The organism is Amycolatopsis sp. MtRt-6, from assembly GCF_017308975.1.
GTDB lineage: Bacteria > Actinomycetota > Actinomycetes > Mycobacteriales > Pseudonocardiaceae > Amycolatopsis.
Genome location: NZ_JADWPD010000002.1, coordinates 479,198 through 503,385 on the forward strand (window position 1 = coordinate 479,198; position 24,188 = coordinate 503,385).

A 24,188-nucleotide genomic window follows, 5' to 3' on the forward strand; every position below is an offset into this window, starting at 1 on the left:
AACGAGGGGCGGCGGCTTCCGCACCGACCACCTCGGGCGTGGGCGCCACTGGGCCGGACGGGCCACGACGGCGGAGCCCGAGTGAAGGTCCTTTCCCTGTGAAACTCCCACCACTAGCGTTTCGAGCGAGGGGAAACCCTTTTCTGCCAGGGAAACGACCGAGGAGTTCAATCGATGACCGCTCTCGAGAAGCCCGTGACCCGCACCGCGTACCAGCAGTCGGTGGCCGACTACTGGAACGCGGAGAAGGATCCGGTGAACCTCCGGCTGGGCGACGTCGACGGTCTGTACCACCACCACTACGGCCTCGGCGACTACGACCCGGCCGTGCTCGAGACCCCGGCCGACCGGCGCGACGAGGCGATCATCGCGGAAATGCACCGGCTCGAGACCGCGCAGGCGGACGTCCTCCTCGACCACCTGGGCCCGATCGCGCCGGAGGACCGGCTGCTCGACGCCGGCTGCGGCCGCGGCGGCACGAGCGTCATGGCCCACCTGCGGTTCGGCTGCCAGGTCGACGGCATCTCCATTTCGGAGCAGCAGGTCGGGTTCGCCAACGCGCACGTGCGGCAGCGCGGGATCGACGGCTCGGTGCGCTACCACCTGCGGAACATGCTCGACACCGAGTTCGAATCCGGGTCGTTCCAGGGCATCTGGAACAACGAGAGCACGATGTACGTGGACCTGAACGACCTGTTCGCCGAGCACGCGCGGCAGCTCAAGCCCGGCGGCCGGTACGTCACGATCACCGGGTGCTACAACGACGTCACGGGCGGCCGGTCGCGCGCGGTGAGCCAGATCGACCAGCACTACATCTGCAACATCCACGCCCGTAGCGACTACTTCAAGGCCATGGTGGCCAACGGGTTCGTGCCGATCAACGTCGTCGACCTGACCGCGGCGACGATCCCCTACTGGGAACTGCGCGAGAAGTCGTCGGTCGCCACCGGCGTCGAAAAGCCGTTCCTGACCGCCTACCGCGAAGGCAGTTTCCACTACCTGCTCATCGCCGCCGACCGCGTCTGAGGCAGGCACACCGTGACTGAGTGTCCACAGTGGACCACGGCCGGGCTGCCGGCGGGACCGTTCGGGCTCGGCACGTCGGCGGCGCGGATCGCGACCCGGTTCGCGCCGTCGCCCGGCCAGGATCCGGCGTACGCGTACCTCCCGTGGGGCGACGGCAGCGCTTCGCCGCTGTACTGCCCGGTCGTGGGCCGCGTCGACGACGGCCTGGCCGCGGAGGTCGACCGGCGGCTCGTCACCTGGGCGGCCGGCTGCGGGTTCACCGGCAAGGGCCTGGCGCAGATCGCCGGGGCCGGGTTCGGCAGGCTGGCGATGCTCGCCCACGCCGACTGCGACGACCCGGACCGGCTGCTCGTCGCGGCCCAGCTCAACGCGGTCTGGTGGGCGGCCGACGACTACTACGCCGACGACAGCACGCTCGGCGCGGCCCCGACCGAGCTCCCGCCGCGGCTGGCGCTCGTCATGGCGGCGATGGACCCGGTCGCCCCGGCCGGGGAGTTTTCGGAGCCCCTCGAAGAGGCGTTGCGCGGCGACCCGATCCTCGTCGGGCTGCACTCGGCGATCGACCACCTGGGCCGCCACGGCTCCCCGGTGCTCGTGCAGCGCGTCTGCTACGCGACGTTCTCGATGTTCGTCAGCTGGGACGCCTACGCGGCGTGGCGCCACACCGGGAGCTACCCCCCGGCGTGGGAGTACCTGGCAGCCCGCCAGCACGACAGCTTCTACACGTCGATGACGCTCGTCGACGCCGTCGGCGGCTACGAGCTGGCCGCCCCGTTCTACTACGACCCGCGCGTGCGCGAGGCGATGATGCGGGCCGGAACGGCGTCGGTGCTGGTCAACGACCTGCATTCGGTGGCCAAGGACGCGGCGGACGAGAAGCCGGTGTGCAACATGGTGCTGCAGATCGCCGCCGACCGGGGCTGCCCGGTCGAAGAGGCGGTCGAGGCCACGGTGGCCCTGCACAACCGGATCGTCCACGAGTTCGAGGACGGCCACCGCGAGCTGCTGGCCGTGCCGTCCCCGGAACTGCAGCGCTTCCTGGTGGGCGTCCGTTCCTGGATGGGCGGCGGCTTCACCTGGCACGCCACCAATCCCCGGTATCAGTAGTTCCCGGCGGCTCGGCAACCCGCCTAGAGCACGAACCCCGTCGGGAACGGGTCGTCCGGGTCCAGCAGGTACGTGGCCGTTCCCGTGATCCAGGCCCGGCCCGCGAACTCCGGGACCACCGCCGGCACGCCGCCGACCGTGGTTTCCGCGACCAGCGAGCCGGTGAACGTCGTGCCGATGAACGAACTGTTCTCGAACGGCGTGTGCAGCGGCAGCTCGCCCCGGGCGTGCAGCTGCGCCATCCGGGCGGACGTTCCCGTGCCGCACGGTGACCGGTCGAACCAGCCCGGGTGGATCGCCATCGCGTTCCGCGACGCGCGCGCGTCCGAGCCCGGCGCCAGGAACTGGACGTGCTTGCAGCCGCCGATCAGCGGGTCCTCCGGGTGCTTCGGCGGCCGCTGCTCGTTGATCGCCGCCATGATCGACAGGCCCGCGCCGAGGATCCGGTCCTTCTCCGCCCGGTCGAACGGGATGTCCACAGAGGACAATTCCAGGATGGCGTAGAAGTTCCCGCCGTACGCCAGGTCGTAGCGGACGTCACCGAGTCCCGGCACCGAAACCACGGCGTCGCGCTCGGCGAGGAACGAGGCCACATTGCGCAGCTTCACGCTCACAGCACGGCCGTCGCGGACCGTCACCTCGGCGTGCACCAGCCCCGCCGGGGTGTCCAGGCGCACCACCGTCGTCGGCTCGGTCACCTCGACCATGCCCGTCTCCACCAGCACCGTCGCCACGCCGATCGTGCCGTGGCCGCACATCGGCAGGCAGCCGGACACCTCGATGTACAGCACGCCCCAGTCCGCGTCGTCGCGGCAGGGCGGCTGCAGGATCGCGCCGCTCATCGCCGAGTGGCCGCGCGGCTCGTTCACCAGGAATTGCCGGAGGTGGTCCAGGTGTGCCATGAAGTACCGGCGGCGCTCGGCCATCGTGGCGCCGGGAATGGGCGCCACGCCGCCGGTCACCACCCGGGTCGGCATGCCCTCGGTGTGCGAGTCGACCGCCGTGATCGCGCGCGAAGACCGCATCTACGCCACCCCCAGCGCCGCGAGCGCGCGGCCCATGTCGGCGCGGACCTGCTCGCGGTGGACGTCCGAGAGCGGCCCCCGCGGTGGACGGCACGGCCCGCCGCGGCGGCCCACCATGTCCATCCCGAGCTTGATGGCCTGGACGAACTCGGTGCGCGAATCCCAGCGGAACGCGGCCACCAGTGGTTCGTACAGCGCCCTGGCCTCCTCGAGCTTGCCCGCCGTGGCCAGCTCGAACAACCGCGCCGACTCGGCCGGGAACACGTTCGGGAACCCGGCGAACCACCCCGTGGCGCCCATCAGCAGGCTTTCCAGGACGACGTCGTCGGCGCCGCCGATCACCGCCAGCTCCGGCGCGCGCTCGCGGATCTCCAGCACGCGGCGGACGTCGCCGGAGAACTCCTTGACGGCCACCACGTTGTCGATCTGCGCGATCTCGGCCAGCAGGTCCGGTGTCAGGTCGACCTTGGTGTCGAACGGGTTGTTGTAGACCATCACCGGCAGGCCCGCCGACGCCACCGCCTCGAAGTGGGCGAGCACCTCGCCGCGGTTGGCGCGGTAGAGCGTCGGCGGCAGGCACAGCACGCCGTGCGCGCCGTCCTCGGCCGCCGCCTCGGCCCAGTACCGGGCCTGGTGCGCGCCGGGACCGTGGACGCCGACGACGACGATCCCGTCCGTCCCGACGGCCTCGATCGCGGTGCGGGCGACGCGCCGGCGTTCGTCGTCGGTGAGCGAGGAGTACTCGCCGAGGGAACCGTTCGGGCCGACGCCGCGGCAGCCGTTTTCGACGAGCCACCGGCAGTGTTCGGCGTAGGCGTCGTAGTCGACGGCCAGCCCGGCCGGCGCGGCGTCGTCGGCCCGGTAGGGCAACGCGGCGGCGACGACCACGCCGCCGAGGTCGCGGGGACTCATGGGGACTCCTTCGTCGGATCGGCGAGCTCGCCCAGGCGGATCGGCTGGGCGATCGGACGGTGGTGGCGTTCGGTGCCCCCGCAGAGCGCGGCGACGCTGGGTCCGCACATCCGGCCCTGGCACGGGCCGAGCCCGGCGCGGGTGCCGAGCTTGAGCGCGTGCGGGCCCGGCGTGGCCGGGTCCGCGGCGGCGGTTCTCAGGTCGCCGTAGGTGGTTTCCTCGCAGCGGCAGACGACGGTGTCCGCGCGCAGCCAGCCGGGCCACGCCGCGCCGATGGGGTGGGCGGCGGCGAGGCGGCGGGCGAACGCGCGGGCGTGGTCACGCCGCTTGACCAGGGCGGGGCCCGGCGTCCGCCCGGCGGCGGCCCACCCGGCGACCGCGCCTTCCGCGGCGGCCGCGGCCGAGCCGCCGATGCCGGTGATCTCCCCCGCGGCGAACACCCCGGTGACGCTGGTGCGCTGGTCGTCGCCGACCCGGACGAACCCGCCGTCGAGGGCGCAGCCGGCCGCGACGGCCAGTTCGGGTTGCCCCGCGAAGCCGTGCCCGACGCAGAGGGCGTCGACCTCGTAGGTGCGTTCGGTGCCGGGGACGACCGACCAGTCCGCGCGGACGCGTGCGGTGACGGCTTCGCGCACCCGGTCGTCGCCGCGGGCTTCGACCACCGTGCGGCCGAAGTGGTACGGGATGCGGTGCCGGGCCAGCTTGGCCGAGTAACGCACCAGTTCGTTCATCTTGCCGAGGTGCGCGGCCGCGCGCCAGGACCATCCACTGAGGACAGTGCCAACCGGGTTCGCCTCCAGGACGGCTCGTACTTCGGCGCCGACGTCCACCAGGGATTGCGCGACCGGCAGGAGGAAGGGCCCGGCCCCGGCGACGAGCACCCGCCGCCCGACGGCGACCCGCTCCCCCTTGGCCAGCGCCTGCGCGGCGCCGGCGGTGAAGACGCCGGGCAGCTGCCAGCCGGGAAACGGCAGGACGCGGTCGTGCGCGCCGGTGGCGAGCACCAAGGCGTCGGGATCGAGGGTGTGGCGCCGCCGGTTCGTCCCGTCGGCCGGGCCGCGCAGGACGTGGACCCGCTTGCCTTCCAGGGCCCAGACAGTGCTTTCCGGCCACCACGCGCACCGGTCCAGAAGTGCCTCGAACCGGTTTCCCGCGCCGCGGTGGTACTGGCCGCCGGGCACGTCGGACTGGTCGAGAACGGTGACGTGGGCCCCGGCGGCGAGCGCGGCTTCGGCGGCCGCGAGCCCCGCCGGCCCCGCGCCGACGATGACGACGTGCGTCACGCGCTTTCCTCCCGTTCCCGCGACTGCGTCCGGATCTCGTCGCCGTCGGCGGCCCGGCGACGGCAGGCGCGGACGTCGGCGACGCCGTTGACGGTGAGCAGGCAGTCGAAGCAGGCACCGATGCCGCAGAAGACACCGCGTGGCGCGCCGGACCGGGTGGTGCGCCAGGACACCCGCCCGGCGGCGAGGAGCACGCCGGCGACGGTCTGCCCGGCGGTGCCGGTCACGGCCTCGCCGTCGACGGTGATCGTGATCGGGTGGCCGCTCACGCGAGCACCGCCGGGCGGTCCACGGTGAACTCCACCACCGGCATCGACGGCGCCACGCCGGTCAGCAGTTCGCGCAGCAGCCTCGCCGTTCCGAGGCTCAGGCCGATCCCCGCGCCTTCGTGGCCGGTCGCGTGCCAGAGGCCGGCGAGCCTCGGGTCCTCGCCCAGCACCGGCAGGTGGTCGTCCACGTACGGCCGGAAACCGCCGTACGCGCGCATCACCGCGGCGTCGGCCAGCACCGGGAACAGGCGGACCGCCTTGGCCGCGATCGCGCTCAGCACGTCCGGCCGGATCGTGTCGTCGAAGCCCACGCGGCGGCGGGACGAGCCGATCAGCACCGTGCCGCCCCACGTCGACTCCACCACCGCCGATGTCTGCAGCTCGCCGCTGCCCATGCCGACCGCGTCGACGTAGTCCGCGTCGTAGACCTTGTGCCGCACCACGCCCGGCATCGGCGTCGTCACCAGGACCTCGCCGCGCCGGGGGCGGACCGCGATCGGCGCGCCCAGCCGGGCCGACACCGGGCCCGACCACGGGCCCGCCGCGTTCACCACCACGTCCGCTTCGGCCACTTCGCCACCAAGACCGACGCCGGTGATCCGGCCGCCGCGGACCCGCGCGCCCGTCACCTCGGCCTCGGTGCGCAGCCGGGCGCCGTGGCGGAGCGCCGAACCCATCAGGGCGAGCGCGGCGCCGGCCGGCTGGACCTGGGCGTCTTCCGGGTACCGGACGGCGGCGGTCACCTCGCGGGTCAGCGCGGGTTCGGCCGCCGCGACGTCCGCTGAGGACAGCCGCTCGGTGCGTACCCCGGCCGCGGCCTGGGCCTCGGCGAACGCGAGGAGCGCGCGGGCGCCGGCTTCCGTGGTGGCGACGACGATGCCGCCCTTCGGGTCGAACTCCGTCGCGGCGGCCGCCCGCGGGTCGGCTTCGGCGATCTCGGCCACCACCCGCGGCCACAACCGGGCGGACAGCTGCGCGAGCACGAGCTCGGCCCCCGGCCCCTTGTCCGAGACGAGCACATTGCCCTCGCCGTGCGATGTGGTGCCGCCCGCGGGCCGGCCGCGGTCGACGACCAGGACGTCGAAGCCGGCCAGTGCGAGTTCCCTGGCGCAGGCCGCGCCGACGATGCCGGCGCCGATCACCACCACCCGCGTTCGGTTCATCGACCCTCCAGCGTTCGGTATAGCGAACGATAGGTGTCGATCGGGACGGGTGTCAATCCAGCCGGACGGGGTGCGGCCTGCCGTCGAGCCGTTCGTCCGCGCAATACTGCAGCAGCAGTACCGACTGCACGGGGCCGTCCGGCGCGGTGTAGCTGTGCGGCTCGCGGGCGTCGAAGGCCACGTAGTCGCCGGGCCCGAGGTCCACGGTCCGGCCGCCGGCCTCGACGCGGAGCCTGCCGCCCTGCACGATGGTGTGCTCGACGCCGGCGTGGCCCTGCGAGCGCTGCGGCGCGTCCCCGCGGACGAGCTGGTCGTAGACCTCGAAGACGCTGTTGTCCGCCTCGATCCGGCGCAGCGGCCGCAGGTCGACACCCTCGCCGCGGAGCACATCGACCTCGGCCGCCCGCACGACGGTCAGCCCGCCGCGCGGCCGGTGGTCGAGCAGGTCGGAGATCGCCACTTCGAGGACGCGGGACAGGCTGAACACGGTCTCGATGGTCGGGTTGCCGGTGCCGCCCTCGAGCTGCGACAGCGTCGCCTTGCCGATGCCCGACCGCCGGGCCAGCTCCGACAGCGACAGGCCGCGCGCCACCCGCGTCGCGCGGAGGTTGACCGCCAGCATGTCGCGGATCGACGGACTGCCGTCATCGTTCGGTAAAGCGTCCATCAGCGGCGCCCTCCGTTCGGTTTGCCGATCGGGCCAGGCGTCATGATGCCACGGCCGGGCTGCCCCGCGGCGAATGATGCCGCGGAGAAGCCCGGCCGTGGTCGCTACCTGCTGTAGGTCAGGCAGTTCGCCGCGTGGCCGCCGGTGCCCGGGCCGACCCGGATGCTCGACGCCGTGCACTCCAGCGATTCGTTGTGCCGGCAGTCCGTCCGGGAACACGCGCCGACCTGGGCGACGACGCGGTCCAGGCCGCCCTTGGTGTTCAGCGGGACGAACGTTCCGCAGTCCGCCGACCCGTTGCCGCCGCCGACCGTGATGGCGAAGGCGTGGCAGCCGTCGTGGTTGTAGGAACAGCCGCTGACCGTGCACTCGTGCACGGCCGGCATCTCGGTGGTGGTCATCCGCACTCCTGGTTCCGTGGTGGGAAAACAGTCGGTTCCCCGACGCTCCCACCCGGACCCCGGCCCCGCAACGGACGCCGCCACGGCCGGGTGAGCCACCCCGCCCGGCCGGGTGACAAAGGCGCCCGTTAGAGCTCAGTTCGTGAGCGTGTTCGGGTCGCTCGTGCTCGGCCGCCCGGTCTCGACGTGCCCCGCCAGCCGGCGCAGGAAGCGCGGGTCGCGGTCCGACACGACCGAGACGTCGTACCAGTTGCCGCTGCGCCGCGTGTCCACCACCTCGACGACCCGCGCCCCCGGCCGCAGGAGCCGCGACGTCGAGCGACGGCCGTAGGAGTCGGTCAGCGTGAGCCGCACCGGCGTGGTGCCGCTGTTGGTCAGCACCAGCGCCAGGTTGCCGCTGCGGCCCTCCGGCCGCGCGCTCACCTCCGGCCCGGCCACGCCGCCGCCGCGGAACTGCCGGACGAAGCCGTTCGGCCCGTGGGCGGTGTAGTCGTAGCCGCCGGAGAAGGGCAGGGCGGCGTCGAGCGAGCAGCCGGCGCCCGCCGTGTACGTCCGCGGCTCGCCCCCGGGCGAGACGACGTAGAAAGTCGCGCCCGCGCGGCCCTGGTTGCCGAACGTCAGGTTCAGCGCGGCCCCGGCCTGGGCGTCCACGGCGAGGTCGTACGGCAGCGCCCGCGCCGGCCGCAGCCCCGGCTCCTGCTTCGGCAGCACGGCGTTCGCCGGCACCTCGGGCACGTAGTCCGGGTGCCGCTTGCGGTCCGGCGGCTCGTAGCCCGCGGTGTCCGGCAGGGCGGGCACGCGCGTGTCGGTGCGGGCGAAGTCGAACGCCGACGTCAGGTCACCGCACACCGACCGGCGCCACGCCGAGATGTTCGGTTCCCGCACGCCGAACCGCCGCTCGACGAACCGGATGATCGACGTGTGGTCGAACGTCTCCGAGCAGACGTAGCCGCCCTTGCTCCACGGCGACACCACGATCATCGGCACGCGCTGGCCGAGCCCGTACGGGCCGGCCGGGTTCGCGGCCGACCCGGCGAAGATCTCCCCCGTCGTGTCCACCGTGGACTGGCCGGCCGTCGCGTACGGCGGGACGACGTGGTCGAAGAAGCCGTCGTTCTCGTCGTAGGTGATGAACAGCGCGGTCTTGCTCCACACGTCCGGGTTGGCGGTGAGCGCGTCGAGGACCTGCGCGATGTACCAGGCGCCGTAGTTCACCGGCCAGTTCGGGTGCTCGCAGAACGCCTCCGGCGCGGTGATCCACGAAACCTGCGGCAGCTGCCCGGCCTTGACGTCGGCGCGCAGCCGGTCGAAGTAGCCCTCGCCCGCCTTGGCGTTCGTGCCGGTGCGGGCCTTCTCGTACAGGGCGTCGCCGGGCTTGGCGTTGCGGTAGGAGTTGAAGTACAGCAGCGAGTTGTCGCCGTAGTTGCCGCGGTAGGCGTCTTCGATCCAGCCCCAGCTGCCCGCGGCGTCGAGGCCGTCGCCGGTGTCCTGGTAGATCTTCCACGAGACGCCGGCCTGCTCGAGGCGCTCGGGGTAGGTCGTCCAGGAGTAGCCCTTTTCGTCGTTGCCGAGGACCGGCCCGCCACCCTGGCCGTCGTTGCCGGTGTAGCCGGTCCACATGTAGTAGCGGTTCGGGTCGGTCGAGCCCATGAACGAGCAGTGGTAGGCGTCGCAGATGGTGAACGCGTCGGCGAGGGCGTAGTGGAACGGGATGTCTTCGCGCGTCAGGTAGGCCATGGTGGTCGAGCCCTTCGCGGGCACCCACTTGTCGTAGCGGCCGCCGTTCCACGCCGCGTGCGTGTCGTTCCAGCCGTGCGGGAGGTCCTGGATGAACTGCAGGCCCAGGTTGTCCGCTTCGGGCCGGAAGGGCAGGATGTCGCGGTTGCCGTCCGACTGCGCCCAGACCGCCTTGCCGTCGGCGAGGGTCGCCGGCCGCGGGTCGCCGAAGCCGCGGACGCCGCGCAGCGTGCCGAAGTAGTGGTCGAACGACCGGTTTTCCTGCATTAGCACCACGATGTGCTCGACGTCCCGCAGTGTCCCGGTGCGGTGGTACGCGGGGATCTCCGCCGCGCGCGCGATGCTCGTGGACAGTGCGGAAAGGGCGGCGGTGCCGCCCGCGAGCTGCAGAAAACGTCGTCGGTTGACGTCCGTCATGGGGACTCCGGGGGTCTCGTGGTGGTGAGCCGGGTCAGTATGGGTCGCCGATGGCGAACCCGCGCGCAGAGCGAGGCTAACGCCGGGCGAAACCCTGGTTAACGCCTGCGAGCGGACAGACTGTGGACAGAACCGCGGCTGCGCGGCGATGCCCCGCCCGGGCGCCCGGGCTGTGGAGACCACGGGCTGAGCTCGAACACCGGGCGGGGCACCGCCGGAACCGGCGTACCCGGGGCGAAACCCGGCAAACGTCACGGCGGGAAAAGAGTTCCGAGGCCCGTCTCCGCCCAGCGGAGGTCCGAGGGGGGTCGACCTGCGAGCGGAGACGGGAGTTCCAGGCCGGTACGGGGGCCGCCTCGCGGCGGAAGGCACAACACGGCTCCAGCCGGACTGGTATTCCGTGAAGGCAAGGGGTGAGGCCCGGGGGCACCACCGTACCGACACCCTGTACAACGTCCTGTCTCCGCTGGTGTTCCGGCCGACGGGCGTGACGTGCGTCGCTCAGCGGCGGCCGGCGCGGCTCGCGGCGAGGTACTCGCGGTTCAGCGTCGCGATGCTCGTGAACGGGATCCCCTTCGGGCACGACGCCACGCACTCGCCCGTGTTGGTGCACCCGCCGAAGCCCTCGGCGTCCATCGCCGCCACCATGTCCAGCACCCGGCTCGCGCGCTCCGGGCCGCCTTGCGGCAGCAGGCTCAGGTGCGTCACCTTCGCCGCCGTGAACAGCGTGGCCGAGCCGTTGGGGCACGCCGCCACGCAGGCTCCGCAGCCGATGCACGTGGCGTTGTCGAACGCCAGGTCCGCGTCCGGCTTGGGGACCGGTGTCGCGTGGGCGTCCGGGGCACTGCCCGTCGGTGCGCTGACGTACCCGCCGGCCTGGACGATCCGGTCCAGCGCCGAACGGTCGACCACCAGGTCCTTCACCACCGGGAAACCCGCCGCGCGCCACGGTTCCACGTCGATGACGTCGCCGTCGGTGAAGGAGCGCATGTGCAGCTGGCACGACGTCGTGCGCTCGGGTCCGTGGGCCTGGCCGTTGATCACCACGCCGCACGAGCCGCAGATGCCCTCGCGGCAGTCGTGGTCGAACGCCACCGGTTCGTCGCCCTCTTCGATCAGGCGCTGGTTCAGCACGTCCAGCATCTCCAGGAACGACATGTCCGGGCTGATGCCGTCGACCGGGTAGGCGACCAGCCTGCCTTCCGCGGCCGGTCCGGCCTGCCGCCAGACGCGGACGGTGAGTTTCATGTGTAGCTCCGCTGGGTCGGGTGGACGTGTTCGAAGACCAGTTCCTCACGGTGCAGCACCGGCTCGGTGCCGTACTCCCACGCGGCGACGTGCGCGAAGTGCTCGTCGTCCCGCAGGGCTTCGCCGTCGGGGGTCTGGTGTTCCTCGCGGAAGTGGCCGCCGCAGGATTCCTCGCGGACCAGCGCGTCGACGAGCATGAGCTCGGCCAGCTCCAGGAAGTCGGCCACGCGATGAGCCTTCTCCAGCTCCTGGTTGAGCTCCGCGCCGCCGCCCGGGATCCGGACGTCGCGCCAGAACTCCGCCCGCAGCTCCGGCACTCGCTCCAGGGCCTTGCGCAGGCCTTCGCGCGTGCGGGACATCCCGCAGTGGTCCCACATCAGCAGGCCCAGCTCCCGGTGGAACGAGTCGACGGACCGCGTTCCCCGCACCGCCAGTAGCCGGGAAATCCGGGCGCGCACCTCGGTTTCCGCTTCGGCGACGGCGGCCGCGGAGACGTCGTCGAGGCGCGTGCTGCCCAGATAGTCGTTCACCGTCGCGGGCAGCACGAAGTAGCCGTCGGCGAGCCCCTGCATCAACGCCGACGCGCCGAGCCGGTTGGCGCCGTGGTCGGAGAAGTTCGCCTCGCCGATCACGAACAGCCCGGGGATCGTGCTCTGCAGGTCGTAGTCCACCCAGAGCCCGCCCATCGTGTAGTGGATGGCCGGGTAGATCCGCATCGGCACGGTGTACGGGTCTTCCGCGGTGATGCGCTGGTACATGTCGAAGAGGTTGCCGTAGCGGGCTTCGATCGCCGGCCGGCCCAGCCGCGCGATCGCGTCGGCGAAGTCCAGGTAGACGCCCAGGCCGCCGGGGCCGACGCCGAACCCGGCGTCGCACACGTTCTTCGCCGCCCGCGACGCGATGTCCCGCGGCACGAGGTTGCCGAAGCTCGGGTAGAGGCGTTCGAGGTAGTAGTCGCGCTCGTCCTCGGGGATCTCCCCTGGTGCTCTGGTGTCGCCCGGCCGCTTCGGGACCCAGATGCGGCCGTCGTTGCGCAGCGACTCGCTCATCAGCGTCAGCTTCGACTGGTGCTCGCCCGAGCGCGGGATGCACGTGGGGTGGATCTGGGTGAAGCACGGGTTCGCGAAGTAGGCACCGCGCTTGTGCGCGCGCCAGATCGCGGTGGCGTTCGAGCCCTTCGCGTTCGTCGAGAGGTAGAAGACGTTGCCGTAGCCGCCGGTCGCGAGCACGACGGCGTCCGCGAGGTGCGTGGTGATCTCGCCGGTGACCAGGTCGCGCGCGACGATGCCGCGGGCCCGGCCGCCGTCGACGACGAGGTCGAGCATCTCGGTGCGGGCGTGCAGCTCGACGTTCCCGGCGTCGATCTGCCGGGACAGCGCCTGGTACGCGCCGATCAGCAGCTGCTGGCCCGTCTGGCCGCGCGCGTAGAACGTCCGCTGCACCTGCACGCCGCCGAAGGAGCGGGTGTCGAGCAGCCCGCCGTACTCCCGGGCGAACGGCACGCCCTGGGCCACGGCCTGGTCGATGATCTGCGCCGACACCTGAGCCAGCCGGTACACATTGGACTCGCGGGCCCGGAAGTCGCCGCCCTTGACCGTGTCGTGGAAGAGCCGGTACACGGAGTCGCCGTCGTTGCGGTAGTTCTTCGCGGCGTTGATGCCGCCCTGGGCCGCGACCGAGTGCGCGCGCCGCGGCGAGTCCTGGACGCAGAACTGCACGACGTGGTAGCCCTGCTCGGCCAGCGTCGCGCCGGCCGAGCCGCCGGCCAGGCCGGTGCCCACGACGATCACCCGGTGCCGTCGCCGGTTCGCCGGGTTCACCAGCTTCGCGGCGAACTTCCGGTCGTCCCACCGCTGTTCCAGGGGAACGGCGGGTGCCTTCGTGTCGGCGATCGGGTCGCCGACGCGGTATTCGGACATCAGTGCACCAGTCCCGTCATGATCGCGACCGGGACGAGGGCGTACCCGCCCGCGACCACGACCGCCGTCGTGCTGCCGAAGATCCTGATCGCCCGCTCCCGCCGCGGGCGCGTGACGCCGAGCGTGCGCGCGGCGCTGGCGAAGCCGTGGTGGATGTGCAGGCCCAGCATGGCCAGGGCGAGGAGGTAGATCAGGTTCACCCACCAGACCTGGAAGTCCGCGACGAGGTTGTGGTACGGGTCACCCGGGACGAAGTCCTGGTTCACCGTGCCGACGGTGAAGTCGAGGATGTGCCAGACGACGAACACCGCGAGGGTCGCGCCGCCCCAGCGCATGGTCCGCACGGCGAAGGTCGCCCGCGCCGGCGGCCGGTGGACGTACCGGACCGGCCGCGCGCGGCGGTCGCGCCGGGCGAGCTGCACCGCCGCGGTGACGTGCAGGACCAGCGCGGCGAGCAGGACCGCCCGCTGGAGCCACAGGAACCACTCGCGGCCGAGCACCGGCTCGCCGATCGTGCGCAGCCAGCCGGCGTAGTGGTTGAGCTCGCCGGCGCCGAGGAACGTCTTGAGGTTGCCGACCATGTGCGCGAACACGAAGGCGAGCAGGAGCACGCCGGTGACCGCCATGACGGCCTTCTTGCCGATCGTCGAGGCCCAGAAGCGCCGGACGGCCGAGCGCCGGTGCGGGGCGAGGGTGTTCACCACCTGACCGACGGTAGAAGCGCGTCAACCAGAGGTCAAAGACATGATGGCTCTGTTCTCGATAGGCTATGGCTATGCAGTTCCACCAGCTGGCCTACTTCGTGGCGGTCGCCGAGCACCGGCACTTCACCCGCGCCGCCGAGCAGGTGCGGGTGGCCCAGCCGTCGCTGTCGCAGCAGATCCGCGCGCTCGAACACGACCTGGGCGCGCCGCTGTTCCACCGCATCCGCGGCAACGTCACGCTCACCGAGGCCGGCGAGACGCTGCTGCCGATCGCGCGGCGGATCCTCGCCGACACCGAAACCGCCCGGCTGGCCATCCGGGAACTGTTCGAGCTCGACCGCGGCCGCGTCCGGCTGGGCGCGCCGCCGAGCCTGTGCACGGGTTTGCTGCCCGCGATGCTCGCCGCGTTCCGCCGCCGGTACCCGGGCATCCAGCTGGAACTGCACGAAAGCGGCTCGGGCGACCTGCGGCAGCGGCTGGCCGAGGGCGCGCTCGACCTGGCGCTGCTGGCAGGCGCCCGGACCACGGCGGACGCCGGCCTGACGGCGACGCCGTTGCTGCTCGAGGAGCTGGTGGTGATCTCGGCGCCGGAAGCGCCGGTCACGGGTGACCGCCTCGGCATCGGGGCGCTGGCCGACGTCCCGCTGGTGATGTTCCGCCGCGGTTACGACGTCCGGGAGGCGACGGTCAACGCGTGCCGGGCCGCCGGGTTCGAACCGTCGTTCGCGATCGAGGGCGGTGAGATGGACGCGGTGCTGGAGCTGGTCCGCGCGGGCGTGGGCGCGGCGGTGGTCCCGAGCACGGTGGCCGGCGACCGGTTCCGGATGACGCGGTTCACGCCCGACGCGGGGATGACGCGCGTGGTGCAGCTCGCGCACCGCGCGGACGTGGAGCCGACCCGGGCGGTACGCGCGCTGCGGTCGGCGATCGCGGGTTTCGTGGCCGACGCGGCCCGGCGGGCGAGCCTGCCGCCGGGCATCGAGTCCCTGGTGGACACCGCCAGCGGCTGAGGCCAGGTCACCCGGGCGGGGCGGCCATCGGAGGCCGGTCACCTGAGGCCGCAGCCGGTCAGCCGAGGCCGGCCACCGGAGGCAGGCCACCGGAGGCAGGCCACCTGAAGCCCCAACCGGCCAGCCAAAGCCGACCACCAACGACCGGCCACCCCCAAGCCCCAGCCGGTCAGCCGAGGCCGAACCGCGCGGCGAAGTCCGCCATCTCGTCCCGCCGTCGGCCGGGTTCGGCCGTGCCGGGTGTCACGACCACCCGCGTCACCCCTTGGCGGGCCAGCTCCTCCACGTCCTCTGTGGACATTTCCAGGCTCCCCCACCGCGTGTACTGCAGGCTTTCCGGGTCGCGCGCGGTGGCCCGGGCGAGCTCGAACTGGCGGCGGCGCTCGTCCGCCGTGAGCGCGCCGCCGGGGAAGTACCCGTCGCCGCTGCGGCCCGCCCGGCGGGCGGCGGCCGTGCTCGACCCGCCGACGTGGATCGGCAGCGCGTGGCCGCCGACCGGCTTCGGGAAGCTGCAGACTCCCTCGAAGGCGAAGAACTCACCGGCGAACGAGACTCCCTCCTCGCCGCCCGCCCACAGCAGCCGCAGGACGTCGATGGCCTCGTCCGCTCGGCGGCCGCGGGTGGCGAAGTCGACGCCGGCCGCGCGCGCCTCGCCGGGCAGGGCGCCGACGCCCACCGTCAGCAGCCGCATGCGCCCGCCGGACAGCACGTCGACGGTCGCCAGCCGCTTGGCCAGCACCACCGGGTGGTGGTACGGCAGCAGCAGGACCCCGGTGCCCAGCAGGATGCGGCTCGTCACGGCCGCGACGAAAGTCAAGCACTCCAGGGGATCGGCGTAGGGCAGGGACGGCGGCAGCGCCATCTCCCTGATCCGCGCGCCCGGGTACAGCGCGACGTGCTCCGGCAGGTAGATCGACTCGAACCCGCACTCCTCCGCGTCCCGGGCGAACCCGGCGAGCGTTTCCGGGTCGGCGCCGAAGAAGGGGGTGCTGTAACTGATTCCGAACTTCACGCTCGCGAAGCTAAACGTTCACGCCGACGTCAAGGCAACCTCGTCAGCCGGGCGAGGGCGGCGAACCCGTCCTCGGTGCCGGGCCAGTGCGCCCGCACGGCGTCGAGCCCGGCGCGGCGCACCACCGAACGCAGGACGGCGCTGACGATGATGGCGTCGTCGGCGTACCCGAGCACCGGGATGAAGTCGGGCACCAGGTCGATCGGCAGTGCGAGGTAGGCGAGCAGGAGACCGAGCCGGATCCGCACCCCGCGCGGCAAGGTCTTGTCGGCGGCGAGCCTGCGGACCAGCCGCAGCACGTCCGGGAGGAGCCGCAGCGCCTCCCGGAGCAGGCCGCCACGGGGCCGGACGATGACGAGCGCGACGATCAGGGCGGCCCACGCGAGCAGCAGGGCGGCGGCGACGCCGATGAGGAGGTCCCACCAGAAGGAACCGGTCACGCCCACCGAGGGTACGCGCACCGCGGTCCAGTTCCGCCGCGCGATCGGGCCGGGAAGTTTTGACCTCCGTCCACCGGGGAACGCCGAGCGGAGTGGATCGGCAGGCGGAGGTCGGAGTGCTCGGTGGGTTGTTCGCGGTGACGAAGGCGGGGCTGACGCTCGCCCTGGCCGGGCCGGTCCTCGTGACGCGGCAAGCGAAGAAGGCGGTTTCCGCCGTGAGCCCGCTCGTCGGGGAGCTCACCGCGGGCGCGGCCGGCGCCACGAAGGACGCCGCCCGGACCAGCGGCCGCACCGCCGTGCGGGCCGCGCGGGTCGTGCGCAACGCCGCTGGTCCGCGCACCGCCGTCTGGCGCGCGGGACGGCGGCTGCACGTCCCGCTGCGGCCTGCCGGGGACCGTCCGGACGGCGCCGCGTTCGCCGCCGAACTGGCCGGGCACGACGGCGTCGCCGGGGCCTACTGGGACGGCGGGCTCGGCAGCGTCGTCCTCTACCTGGCCGACGAAGCCGCCGCCGACCGCGTCCTGGACTGGCTCGGCGACCACTGCGCACGGCACGACCTGACGCCGGCCGAGCCCGGTGCCTCCGCCCCGGCCCACCCCGGCGACACCTACGGGGTGCGGACCGCCGCGCTCGCCCTGGCGATGGACGTCGCCGGCCTGGCTGTTTCGGTCGGCGCCCGGAGGGCGCGGGTGCACGAGGCCGTGCGCGCGGCCGTGTCCGCGGCCCGGGAACACCCGGCCGTCCGCGCCGCGCTCGACGAGCAGTTCGGCTGGTACACGGCCGAGCTGGCCCGGTCGGGCGTGTCCGCCGCGGTGCGCGGGCTGAGCCAGGACCCCCTCGAACTGCTGCTGGACGCCCTCCTCCGTACCGGGCAGCTCACCGAGGCGATCGCCCGCCTCACCGCCTTCGACGCCCACCACGACGACCTCTGCTCGCCGGACCGGCCCAGTCTCGGCGTGACGCCGGCCGAGCGCCGGGTCCGGATCCCCCACGAGGACTACGCCCGCACCGCCGTCGGCGGCGGCCTGCTCGCCGCGGTCGCCGACCTGCTCGTGCGCCGCAACCCCCGCGAAGCCGCCGAAGCGTTCCTCGCGGCGTCGCCGATGCCCGCCCGGTACGCCGACACCGCCTTCCACACCGCGATGGGGACCGCGTTCGCCCGCGAAGGCGTGCTCGTCCGCGACCCGGACCGGCTCAAGGCACTGGACACTGTGGACACCGTCGTGCTGCACGTCGACGCGCTGCACGGCCAGGACGGCCTCGACCCGCACGCCGAAGCCGTGCTGGACGCGGCCCGCCGGGCCGAAGCACGGGTGCTCATCGCCGGCGAGGGCGCCCGCGACCGGCTGGGCGAGTTCGCCACGCTCGCCGACGACGTCGCCGGGGAATCGTTCTTCGGGCTGGTGACGCGCTTGCAGGACGACGGCCGGGTCGTGCTCACCGTCGCCCGTCCGCCCGCCCGGTGCGCGCCGCACTGCGACGAGGTGGCGGGCCTGCTCGCCGGCGACCTCTGCGTCGCCCTCGCCGACCGCAACGCCCCGGTGCTGTGGGGTGCCGACCTGATCGTCCGGCCGGGGCTGACCGGCGTGTGGCGCGTGCTGCGCGCGGCGGGCGCCGCGCGGGCCAACAGCAAGCGGGCCACCCGGGTGGCGACGGCGGGCGGCCTGATCGGCGGCCTGCTGCTGGCGTCCCGACGCCGCCGGACGCTGGTCCCGGCCATTCCCCGGCTGGACCCGGTGCTGCTCGGCGGGCTGACCGGGCTGACGATGGGCACGTTCGCCGCGGTCCGGGTGGCCGCCGCCCGGCCCCCGGCGGGCCGGACCCGGATCGCCTGGCACGAGCTGACCGGCGAGGAGGTCGTCGAGCGGCTCGCGGCCGCGGAAGCCGAGCCGACGCACTGGGACCTGGCGACCCGGCGGGTGCGGGCGGTGGCCGGCACCGTGGCCCGGCACCCGGCCGCGGCGCCGGCCCGTTTCGGGGTGGGCCTCGCCGCCGACGTCGCCGCCGAGCTGAACGACCCGCTGACCCCGGTACTGGCCCTCGGCGCGGTCGCGTCCGCGGTGGTCGGCTCGCCGGTGGACGCGCTGCTGGTGGCCGCGGCGATGGGCCTCAACGCCCTCGTCGGCGGGGCCCAGCAGTTCCGCGGCCGCCGCGCGCTGGCGAAGCTGCGGGACGGCGAGCGGCAGCGGGCGCGGCGGGAGGGCGGCCGGGTCGTCGACGCGCGGGCCCTCGAACCGGGCGACCGGATCGAGCTGCGGGTCGGCGACGTCGTCCCGGCCGACGCCCGGCTGCTGACGGCCAACGACCTCGAAGCCGACGAATCCGCGCTGACCGGCGAGTCGCTGCCGGTCGCCAAGCAGCTCGACCCGGTGCCGGGCGCGCCGATGGCCGAGCGCAGCTGCCTGGTCTTCGCCGGCACCACGGTGGTCAGCGGCGAAGGCACGGCGGTGGTCGTGGCGGTCGGCTCGGAGACCGTGGCCGGCCGGGCCGTCGAGCTGGCCACCCGGACCGCCGCCGCGGTCGGCATCCAGGCGCGGCTGCAGGACCTCACCCGCCGCGCCCTGCCGCTGACCATGCTCGGCGGCGCGCTCGTCACGGGCCTCTCGGCGATCCGCGGCCGCCCGCTGCGCCGGGCACTGGCCGGCGGCGTCGCGATCGCCGTCGCCGCGGTGCCCGAGGGGCTGCCGCTGGTGGCCACCGTCGCCCAGCGGGCGGCGGCCCGGCGGCTGTCCGCGCGGGGCATCCTGGTCCGCGCCCCGCGAGCGTTGGAGGCGTTGGGGCGCCTGGACGTCGTGTGCTTCGACAAGACCGGCACGCTGACCGAGAACCGCCTGCGCGTGGTGACGACGACCGGCTCCGACGGCGAGGCACGCGAGCCGGAACCGGGCGACGTCGTGCTGCGGACCGCGGCGCGGGCGTGCCCGGGGACGCTCGACGACCCCCACGTGCGCGCCCACGCCACCGACCACGCCGTGCTCGACGCCGCGGGTCCGGACGAGGGCTGGACCGAGCTGGCCGGGCAGCCGTTCGAAGCGAACCGGGGCTACTCGGCCACGATCGGCCGGGAGGGGAACGGCGATCCGGCGCTCGTCGTCAAGGGCGCCCCGGAGGTCGTCCTGCCTGCCTGCGCCGGCGCGGAGGAACTGGCCCGCGCCGCCGAAGCGTTGGCGGACAAGGGGTTGCGGGTGCTGGCCGTGGCGTCCCGGAAGACGGCGCCATCGCTCGACGACGAAGAAGTGCTGGCGGACCTGGAGTTCCTCGGCTTCCTCGGGCTGGCCGACACGCTGCGGCCGACGGCCGAACCGCTGGTCACCGGGCTGCGCGAAGCCGGCGTGTCCCCGGTCATGCTCACCGGCGACCACCCGAACACCGCGCGGGCCATCGCGACGTCGCTCGGCTGGCCGTCCGACGCCCCGGTCGTCACGGGGGACGAGCTGGCCGCGCTCGACCGGGCCGGCCGGGCCCGGCTGCTCGCCGGCGCCGGCGTGATCGCCCGCGTCGCACCGGAGCAGAAGCTGCAGGTCGTGGAGGCGCTGCGCGAGGCGGGCCGGGTGACGGCGATGGTCGGCGACGGCGCGAACGACGCGGCGGCCATCCGCGCCGCGGACGTCGGCATCGGCGTGCGCGCCCGCGCGTCGACCGCCGCCCGCACCGCGGCCGACGTCGCGCTGACCGACGAGGACCTGACGGTGCTGCTGGAGGCGGTGGCGGAGGGCCGCGCGCTGTGGCGCAGCGTGTCGGACGCGGTGGTGATCCTGGTCGGCGGCAACGCGGGCGAGATCGGCTTCTCGGTGCTGGGCACGCTGTTGTCGGGCGACTCGCCGCTGGGCACCCGCCAGCTGCTGCTGGTCAACCTGCTGACCGACCTGTTCCCGGCGATGGCGGTGGCGGTCACCCGCCCGGACGACGACGGCAGCGCACCGGGCGGCCTCGGCAAGGGCCTCAACCGCGAGATCACCAGCCGCGGCGTGACGACGGGCGTCGGCGCGACGACGGCGTGGCTGATCGGCCGGTTCACCCCGGGCACGGTCCGCCGCACGAGCACGATGGCCCTGTGCGGCCTGGTCGGCACCCAGCTGGCCCAGACCCTGCGCGGCCGCAGCCGCAGCCCGCTGGTCGTCGGGACGGCGGTGGGTTCGGCGCTCGCGCTGGCCGCGATCGTCCAGACGCCGGGAGTCAGCCAGTTCTTCGGCTGCACCCCGCTCGGCCCGCTGGCCTGGGCCGGCGTCGGCGCAGGCGTGGCAACGGGAGCACTGACGTCGACGCTGCCGATCCTCCGCCCGGAGTCCGATCAGGACAAGATCAGGCCGGGGCGATCAGCGGGGGCTCGGTGACTTCGAGGGGCCGGGCAGGCGCAGGCCGTCGTGGAGGGGGACCAGTTCCGGCTGGAGCACCATCGCCGCGCCGCCGATGGCCGGGGCCGTGGCCGCGCGCTCCAGCTCCTCGCGGATCGCCGGGACGTACGACGCGCCCGCGATCGCGAAACTCGGGCCCGTCAGCACCACCGCCTCCAGATCCATCACGTTCGCCAACGTGCGGACCCCCACCGCCACGTACCGCGCCGACCGCTCGAGCAAGGCCACCGCCGCGGCGTCACCGCGCCGGGCCGCGCGGCTCAGCGCGCCGAAGTCCGCCGGCACCGACGCGCCGCGCAGGCCCGCCGCACGGGACAGCCTGCTGTCGGCCCGGGCGCGCGAAACCACCGCCGCCGGGCCGGCGAGAGCCTCCAGGCAGCCGCGGGCGCCGCACCAGCACTCCGGGCCGTCGAGGTCCAGGCAGACGTGGCCGGCCTCCCCGGTGTTGCCGCTCGTGCCGCGGAACGTCAGGCCGTTGACCAGCAGGCCGCCCCGATCCCGGTACCCATGTAGACCGCCGCGAACGTCGCCGACGTCCCCGCTCCCCCGGACCACAGCTCGCCGAGCGCGGCCGCCGCGGCGTCGTTCTCCACCAGCACCGGCCGGCCCGTCACCCGGCGCAGTTCCTCGCCCAGCGGGTACTCCAGCCACTGGCGCATCGACGGCGGCGACACCCCGGCCGGGGCGAGCGGGCCGGGGAACACGAGCCCGAACCCGAGCAGCCGCGTCCGGTCGATCCCCGCGCCGGTGACCAGGGTCGCGGCCTCCGCCGCCATCTCGGCGACGACCTCGGCGGCCGTCGCCGAGCCCGGCCCCGGGCGGCTGGTGCGGGCGACCACGGCACCGGATCGACGGCGACGCGGTCACCGAGCGCTGGTCACCGGCCGCGCACTACGTCCCGCGCGGCAGCACCGGCCCGGCCGGCGGGTAGCCGCGGGTCAGGCGCCTTCCACCGCACCCGGCGGCAGGAAGTCGACGTCGTGCAGGGCCGACAGCCGCACCACCTCGGCCGGGTCGGTCAGGTCGTGGAGCCGGTCGAACAGCTGGGCCAGCCGGCCCGCCGGGCTCACCCAGAACAAACCGCGGGTGATGCCTTCGCTGCGGTTGTAGTACGCGTGCGGCAGGCCCTTCGGCATCCGCACGGTGTCGCCCGGCCCGGCCGTCGTCCACTCGCCGTCGAGGTACAGGGTGAAGACGCCGTCCAGGACGTAGATGTGTTCGTCCTGGGTCGGGTGTACGTGCGGTGGCACCCCGGTGCCCGGCGGGTCGTGGGTTTCGAACGCGAAACTCGTCTCGCTCGCCGCCTTCATGAAGTAGGTGTGCCCCAGCACGTTCCACACCTTCGTCCCCGCGCCGGCCGGGGTGATCCCCTTCGGCAGCGGGCCGAGCACGATTTCCTCGCCGGTCATCGTCTCTCCTTCGTCGAAGTCTTGTCGGGCTGGTGTAGCAGGGCCCGGAGGTTGGCTTCGGCGGACCGCGCAGACGCGACCCCTCCAAGCTACCGGCGATCGAACACAGGGTCATCACTCGATCGGGCATGAACACCGGAAACCACGACAGGGCAACCGAAGCGTGGACGACGTCAATACATGGTCCTAGCACACCTCGGCCGTGAACCCGGCCGCCGCGGCGAGGCTCACCAGGTCGTCGGCGCGGGTCGATGGCAGCAGCACCAACGGATAGCAGTCGGACTCGATGTCGAGGACCGCGAGGACCGTTCCGGTGTCGCGCAGCCGGTTTCCCGCCGCGTCGAGGAACTCGTCCGTCGGCAGCTCGCTGTGCGCCAGCTCCGCCCACACCTCGTCCGCCGCCGGTGCGGACCGCAGCGCCCGCAGGCCGGCCGTGATCTCGTCGGGCGCTTCCTTCCAGTCGATCTCGGCCAGCAGGCCGTGGTCGGTGAGGGCGTCCACCAGCGCCGTCCACGGCAGCAGCTCGAACGGCTCGTCGATGCCGCGCTCGTCGAGCCGCTCGGCGTGCTCCCGCACGAACGCTTCGGGGTCGTCGTGGGCGGCCGCGGCGTGCGCGGCCACCTGCGGGGTGTCCGGGGCCAGCAGACCGGCCACGGCCAGGAGCGCGTCACGTGCCGTCATCGATGTCCTCCGCGGGGCCGGGTGTGCGACCGGCAGATCATGGCAGATCACCCGGCCGGGGGCCGGGGCTGGCGACGCCGGCCACGGGCGACGTACCGTCCGCCCGGAGGGAAACGATGGCCAGGTGGACGCGGCTGCCCCGGGGGATCGCCGCGGTGTACGCCCGGTCCTGGCACCAGCTCACCTCCGTCGGCGAGCGCCACACCGACGTCCTGCCCGCGCTCGTGCTCGTGTCGGCGTTGATCGCCGTCCCGGTCACCGGCCTGGTGCGCCTGCTGCAGACGTTCACCGTCACCAGCCCGCGCCCGGTGACGGCGCTCCTCGGGGTGCTGCCCGGCGCCCTGCTGTCGGTGGCCGGCCTGGGCGCGGTCCTGTGGGCGTTCGGGAACGTCAAGCAGGCCGCCGCCCGCGCCTACGGCGTCGGCCTGCTCGCCTCGGTGCTCACCCCCCTGCTGACGGTCGAGGCGACCGCGGGCATCGTCACCGTCCTCTGGCGCCACGGCGGGCTCACCGCGCGGCCGGGCAGCGTCCCCGGCCTGTGGGCGAGCGAGCGGTATTTCCTCTGGCACACGCTCGACGCGGTCCCGTTCCTGGAGGTCGAGGACACGTTCGCCTGGCCGGAGCCGGCCGAGCTGTCCGGCACGGCGGCGGGCACGATCGTAGTGGCCCTGAAGGTGGTCCTGCTGCTGCCCATGGCGAGACTGCTGGTCTCCGCCTACTGGTGGGTGCGCAACCGCGAAAGCACCCTGGCGGGCGAGGACATCGGGGAAGACGCCGAAGTCGCCGCGGTGCCCGCGGTCTGGACGCTGCTGCTCGCCGTGCCCGCCTACGCCGGCGCGTGGTTCCTCTGGCCACCGGAGGCCCCGCTCGCGCGGTGGCTGCGCGACCACGTCCCGCAGCCGCTGGGCTGGGTGACGCCGGCGGTGCAGTGGCTGACGCTGGCGGTGCTGTTGTTGCTGTGCGGCTTCTTCGGGCTGTGGGTGATCGTCGCGGCGTTCTTCCGGCACAATTCGGCGTGGTGGGCTCTGGTCGCCGTCGCCGGAGTGCTCCTCTGGGCGCACCTCGCGCTGGTCCTGACGGCGTCGGCGGTCCTGTTGTCAGTCCGGTCCGGCCTCGCCGCGGCGGTCCCGCCGCTGCCGCCCGACGCCCCCGTCGCCGTGGGGATCGGGGACCAGCTGTGGGGGTTCGCGAACGCCGTGCCGGGCCTCGACATCACCAAGACGACGCACTGGACCCGCCGGCACGTGTTCACCGGCTGGCCGGTCGGCGTGATCACCCTCGGCTTCCGCCTGGCGGCCCTCTTCGCCGTGCTGGGGCTGGTCTGGCTGGTCGCCCGCCTTCCCGGGCTGATCCGGCCCCGGGCGGAAACCACCGGCTAACCATCCGCCACCCGGCGGAGGTCC

20 protein-coding genes and 1 pseudogene are annotated in these 24,188 nt (G+C 73.7%); 5 read left to right on the forward strand and 16 right to left on the reverse strand.

All coding sequences use genetic code 11. The features are described 5' to 3' along the window. Positions 1–174 precede the first annotated feature (174 nt). Positions 175–1,026: a geranyl diphosphate 2-C-methyltransferase gene (locus tag I4Q55_RS05815; protein WP_206784947.1), complete on the forward strand. Its 852-nt coding sequence runs from the start codon at positions 175–177 to the stop codon at positions 1,024–1,026. A 12-nt stretch (positions 1,027–1,038) separates the two neighbouring features. After that, positions 1,039–2,133, forward strand: coding sequence for a family 2 encapsulin nanocompartment cargo protein terpene cyclase (locus I4Q55_RS05820; protein ID WP_307793126.1), 1,095 nt, complete (start codon positions 1,039–1,041; stop codon positions 2,131–2,133). A gap of 23 nt (positions 2,134–2,156) precedes the next feature. Here the strand turns inward: I4Q55_RS05820 and I4Q55_RS05825 are convergent, their stop codons facing one another. From I4Q55_RS05825 to I4Q55_RS05875, 11 genes are all read right to left on the reverse strand, one after another. Continuing rightward, a complete protein-coding gene (locus tag I4Q55_RS05825) occupies positions 2,157–3,158 on the reverse strand; it encodes a proline racemase family protein (RefSeq protein WP_206784948.1) in 1,002 nt (333 codons plus the stop codon). Further along, positions 3,159–4,070: a dihydrodipicolinate synthase family protein gene (locus tag I4Q55_RS05830; protein ID WP_206784949.1), complete on the reverse strand. Its 912-nt coding sequence runs from the start codon at positions 4,068–4,070 to the stop codon at positions 3,159–3,161. After that, complete coding sequence (locus tag I4Q55_RS05835; RefSeq protein WP_206784950.1) at positions 4,067–5,353, reverse strand: NAD(P)/FAD-dependent oxidoreductase; 1,287 nt, start codon at positions 5,351–5,353, stop codon at positions 4,067–4,069. The genes I4Q55_RS05830 and I4Q55_RS05835 overlap by 4 nt, the downstream gene beginning before the upstream one ends. After that, a complete protein-coding gene (locus tag I4Q55_RS05840) occupies positions 5,350–5,622 on the reverse strand; it encodes a (2Fe-2S)-binding protein (RefSeq protein WP_206784951.1) in 273 nt (90 codons plus the stop codon). The genes I4Q55_RS05835 and I4Q55_RS05840 overlap by 4 nt, the downstream gene beginning before the upstream one ends. Continuing rightward, positions 5,619–6,785 carry an FAD-binding oxidoreductase gene (locus I4Q55_RS05845; RefSeq protein ID WP_206784952.1) on the reverse strand — a complete coding sequence of 389 codons (1,167 nt, stop codon included), beginning with the start codon at positions 6,783–6,785 and terminating at the stop codon, positions 5,619–5,621. Before I4Q55_RS05845 ends, I4Q55_RS05840 begins: the two co-directional genes overlap by 4 nt. 52 nt (positions 6,786–6,837) lie before the next feature. Next, positions 6,838–7,452 (reverse strand): helix-turn-helix domain-containing protein, encoded by a 615-nt coding sequence (locus I4Q55_RS05850; RefSeq protein ID WP_206784953.1) that lies wholly within the window; start codon positions 7,450–7,452, stop codon positions 6,838–6,840. Between the two features lie 104 nt (positions 7,453–7,556). Continuing rightward, a complete protein-coding gene (locus I4Q55_RS05855) occupies positions 7,557–7,853 on the reverse strand; it encodes a DUF1540 domain-containing protein (RefSeq protein WP_206784954.1) in 297 nt (98 codons plus the stop codon). A 135-nt stretch (positions 7,854–7,988) separates the two neighbouring features. Next, complete coding sequence (locus I4Q55_RS05860) at positions 7,989–10,007, reverse strand: phosphocholine-specific phospholipase C (RefSeq protein WP_206784955.1); 2,019 nt, start codon at positions 10,005–10,007, stop codon at positions 7,989–7,991. A 501-nt stretch (positions 10,008–10,508) separates the two neighbouring features. Continuing rightward, positions 10,509–11,255 (reverse strand): succinate dehydrogenase/fumarate reductase iron-sulfur subunit, encoded by a 747-nt coding sequence (locus I4Q55_RS05865; RefSeq protein WP_206784956.1) that lies wholly within the window; start codon positions 11,253–11,255, stop codon positions 10,509–10,511. Further along, complete coding sequence (locus tag I4Q55_RS05870; protein WP_206784957.1) at positions 11,252–13,174, reverse strand: fumarate reductase/succinate dehydrogenase flavoprotein subunit; 1,923 nt, start codon at positions 13,172–13,174, stop codon at positions 11,252–11,254. Before I4Q55_RS05870 ends, I4Q55_RS05865 begins: the two co-directional genes overlap by 4 nt. Then, positions 13,174–13,878 carry a succinate dehydrogenase cytochrome b subunit gene (locus I4Q55_RS05875; protein ID WP_206784958.1) on the reverse strand — a complete coding sequence of 235 codons (705 nt, stop codon included), beginning with the start codon at positions 13,876–13,878 and terminating at the stop codon, positions 13,174–13,176. Before I4Q55_RS05875 ends, I4Q55_RS05870 begins: the two co-directional genes overlap by 1 nt. 71 nt (positions 13,879–13,949) lie before the next feature. On the opposite strand from I4Q55_RS05875, the gene I4Q55_RS05880 reads away from it, so the two are divergent. Then, a complete protein-coding gene (locus I4Q55_RS05880) occupies positions 13,950–14,888 on the forward strand; it encodes a LysR family transcriptional regulator (RefSeq protein WP_206784959.1) in 939 nt (312 codons plus the stop codon). Between the two features lie 169 nt (positions 14,889–15,057). Here I4Q55_RS05880 and I4Q55_RS05885 read toward each other — a convergent pair whose 3' ends face one another. Further along, entirely contained in the window at positions 15,058–15,900 is an 843-nt protein-coding gene (locus I4Q55_RS05885) for a TIGR03619 family F420-dependent LLM class oxidoreductase (RefSeq protein WP_206784960.1), read from the reverse strand. A 29-nt stretch (positions 15,901–15,929) separates the two neighbouring features. Next, positions 15,930–16,340, reverse strand: a complete 411-nt coding sequence (locus I4Q55_RS05890) for a YkvA family protein (protein ID WP_206784961.1) — start codon at positions 16,338–16,340, stop codon at positions 15,930–15,932. A 92-nt stretch (positions 16,341–16,432) separates the two neighbouring features. Here I4Q55_RS05890 and I4Q55_RS05895 point away from each other — a divergent pair, with 92 nt between their 5' ends. Next, a complete protein-coding gene (locus tag I4Q55_RS05895) occupies positions 16,433–20,674 on the forward strand; it encodes a cation-translocating P-type ATPase (RefSeq protein ID WP_307793127.1) in 4,242 nt (1,413 codons plus the stop codon). Here the strand turns inward: I4Q55_RS05895 and I4Q55_RS48970 are convergent. The 3 genes and pseudogenes from I4Q55_RS48970 to I4Q55_RS05910 form a co-directional block, all read right to left on the reverse strand. After that, positions 20,657–21,471: pseudogene (locus tag I4Q55_RS48970) on the reverse strand (ROK family protein). The gene I4Q55_RS05895 and the pseudogene I4Q55_RS48970 overlap by 18 nt on opposite strands. A gap of 162 nt (positions 21,472–21,633) precedes the next feature. Then, a complete protein-coding gene (locus I4Q55_RS05905) occupies positions 21,634–22,104 on the reverse strand; it encodes a cupin domain-containing protein (RefSeq protein WP_206784962.1) in 471 nt (156 codons plus the stop codon). A 186-nt stretch (positions 22,105–22,290) separates the two neighbouring features. Then, the gene (locus I4Q55_RS05910) at positions 22,291–22,785 is read right to left on the reverse strand and encodes a DUF6630 family protein (RefSeq protein WP_206784963.1); all 495 of its coding nucleotides are present in this window, start codon (positions 22,783–22,785) and stop codon (positions 22,291–22,293) included. Positions 22,786–22,901: 116 nt separating this feature from the next. Between I4Q55_RS05910 and I4Q55_RS05915 the strand changes: the two genes are divergently transcribed. Next, on the forward strand, positions 22,902–24,164 hold the full coding sequence (locus I4Q55_RS05915) for a hypothetical protein (RefSeq protein ID WP_206784964.1): 1,263 nt from the start codon (positions 22,902–22,904) through the stop codon (positions 24,162–24,164). The last annotated feature ends 24 nt before the right edge of the window (positions 24,165–24,188 follow it).

Bases quoted from the DNA above. Each gene is read 5' to 3' on its own strand.
- I4Q55_RS05815 (WP_206784947.1), top strand. From the start codon at position 175: ATGACCGCTCTCGAGAAGCCCGTGACCCGCACCGCGTACCAGCAGTCG.
- I4Q55_RS05825 (WP_206784948.1), bottom strand. From the start codon at position 3,158: ATGCGGTCTTCGCGCGCGATCACGGCGGTCGACTCGCACACCGAGGGC.
- I4Q55_RS05830 (WP_206784949.1), bottom strand. From the start codon at position 4,070: ATGAGTCCCCGCGACCTCGGCGGCGTGGTCGTCGCCGCCGCGTTGCCC.
- I4Q55_RS05845 (WP_206784952.1), bottom strand. From the start codon at position 6,785: ATGAACCGAACGCGGGTGGTGGTGATCGGCGCCGGCATCGTCGGCGCG.
- I4Q55_RS05850 (WP_206784953.1), bottom strand. From the start codon at position 7,452: ATGGACGCTTTACCGAACGATGACGGCAGTCCGTCGATCCGCGACATG.
- I4Q55_RS05855 (WP_206784954.1), bottom strand. From the start codon at position 7,853: ATGACCACCACCGAGATGCCGGCCGTGCACGAGTGCACGGTCAGCGGC.
- I4Q55_RS05860 (WP_206784955.1), bottom strand. From the start codon at position 10,007: ATGACGGACGTCAACCGACGACGTTTTCTGCAGCTCGCGGGCGGCACC.
- I4Q55_RS05865 (WP_206784956.1), bottom strand. From the start codon at position 11,255: ATGAAACTCACCGTCCGCGTCTGGCGGCAGGCCGGACCGGCCGCGGAA.
- I4Q55_RS05870 (WP_206784957.1), bottom strand. From the start codon at position 13,174: ATGTCCGAATACCGCGTCGGCGACCCGATCGCCGACACGAAGGCACCC.
- I4Q55_RS05880 (WP_206784959.1), top strand. From the start codon at position 13,950: ATGCAGTTCCACCAGCTGGCCTACTTCGTGGCGGTCGCCGAGCACCGG.
- I4Q55_RS05905 (WP_206784962.1), bottom strand. From the start codon at position 22,104: ATGACCGGCGAGGAAATCGTGCTCGGCCCGCTGCCGAAGGGGATCACC.
- I4Q55_RS05910 (WP_206784963.1), bottom strand. From the start codon at position 22,785: ATGACGGCACGTGACGCGCTCCTGGCCGTGGCCGGTCTGCTGGCCCCG.
- I4Q55_RS05915 (WP_206784964.1), top strand. From the start codon at position 22,902: ATGGCCAGGTGGACGCGGCTGCCCCGGGGGATCGCCGCGGTGTACGCC.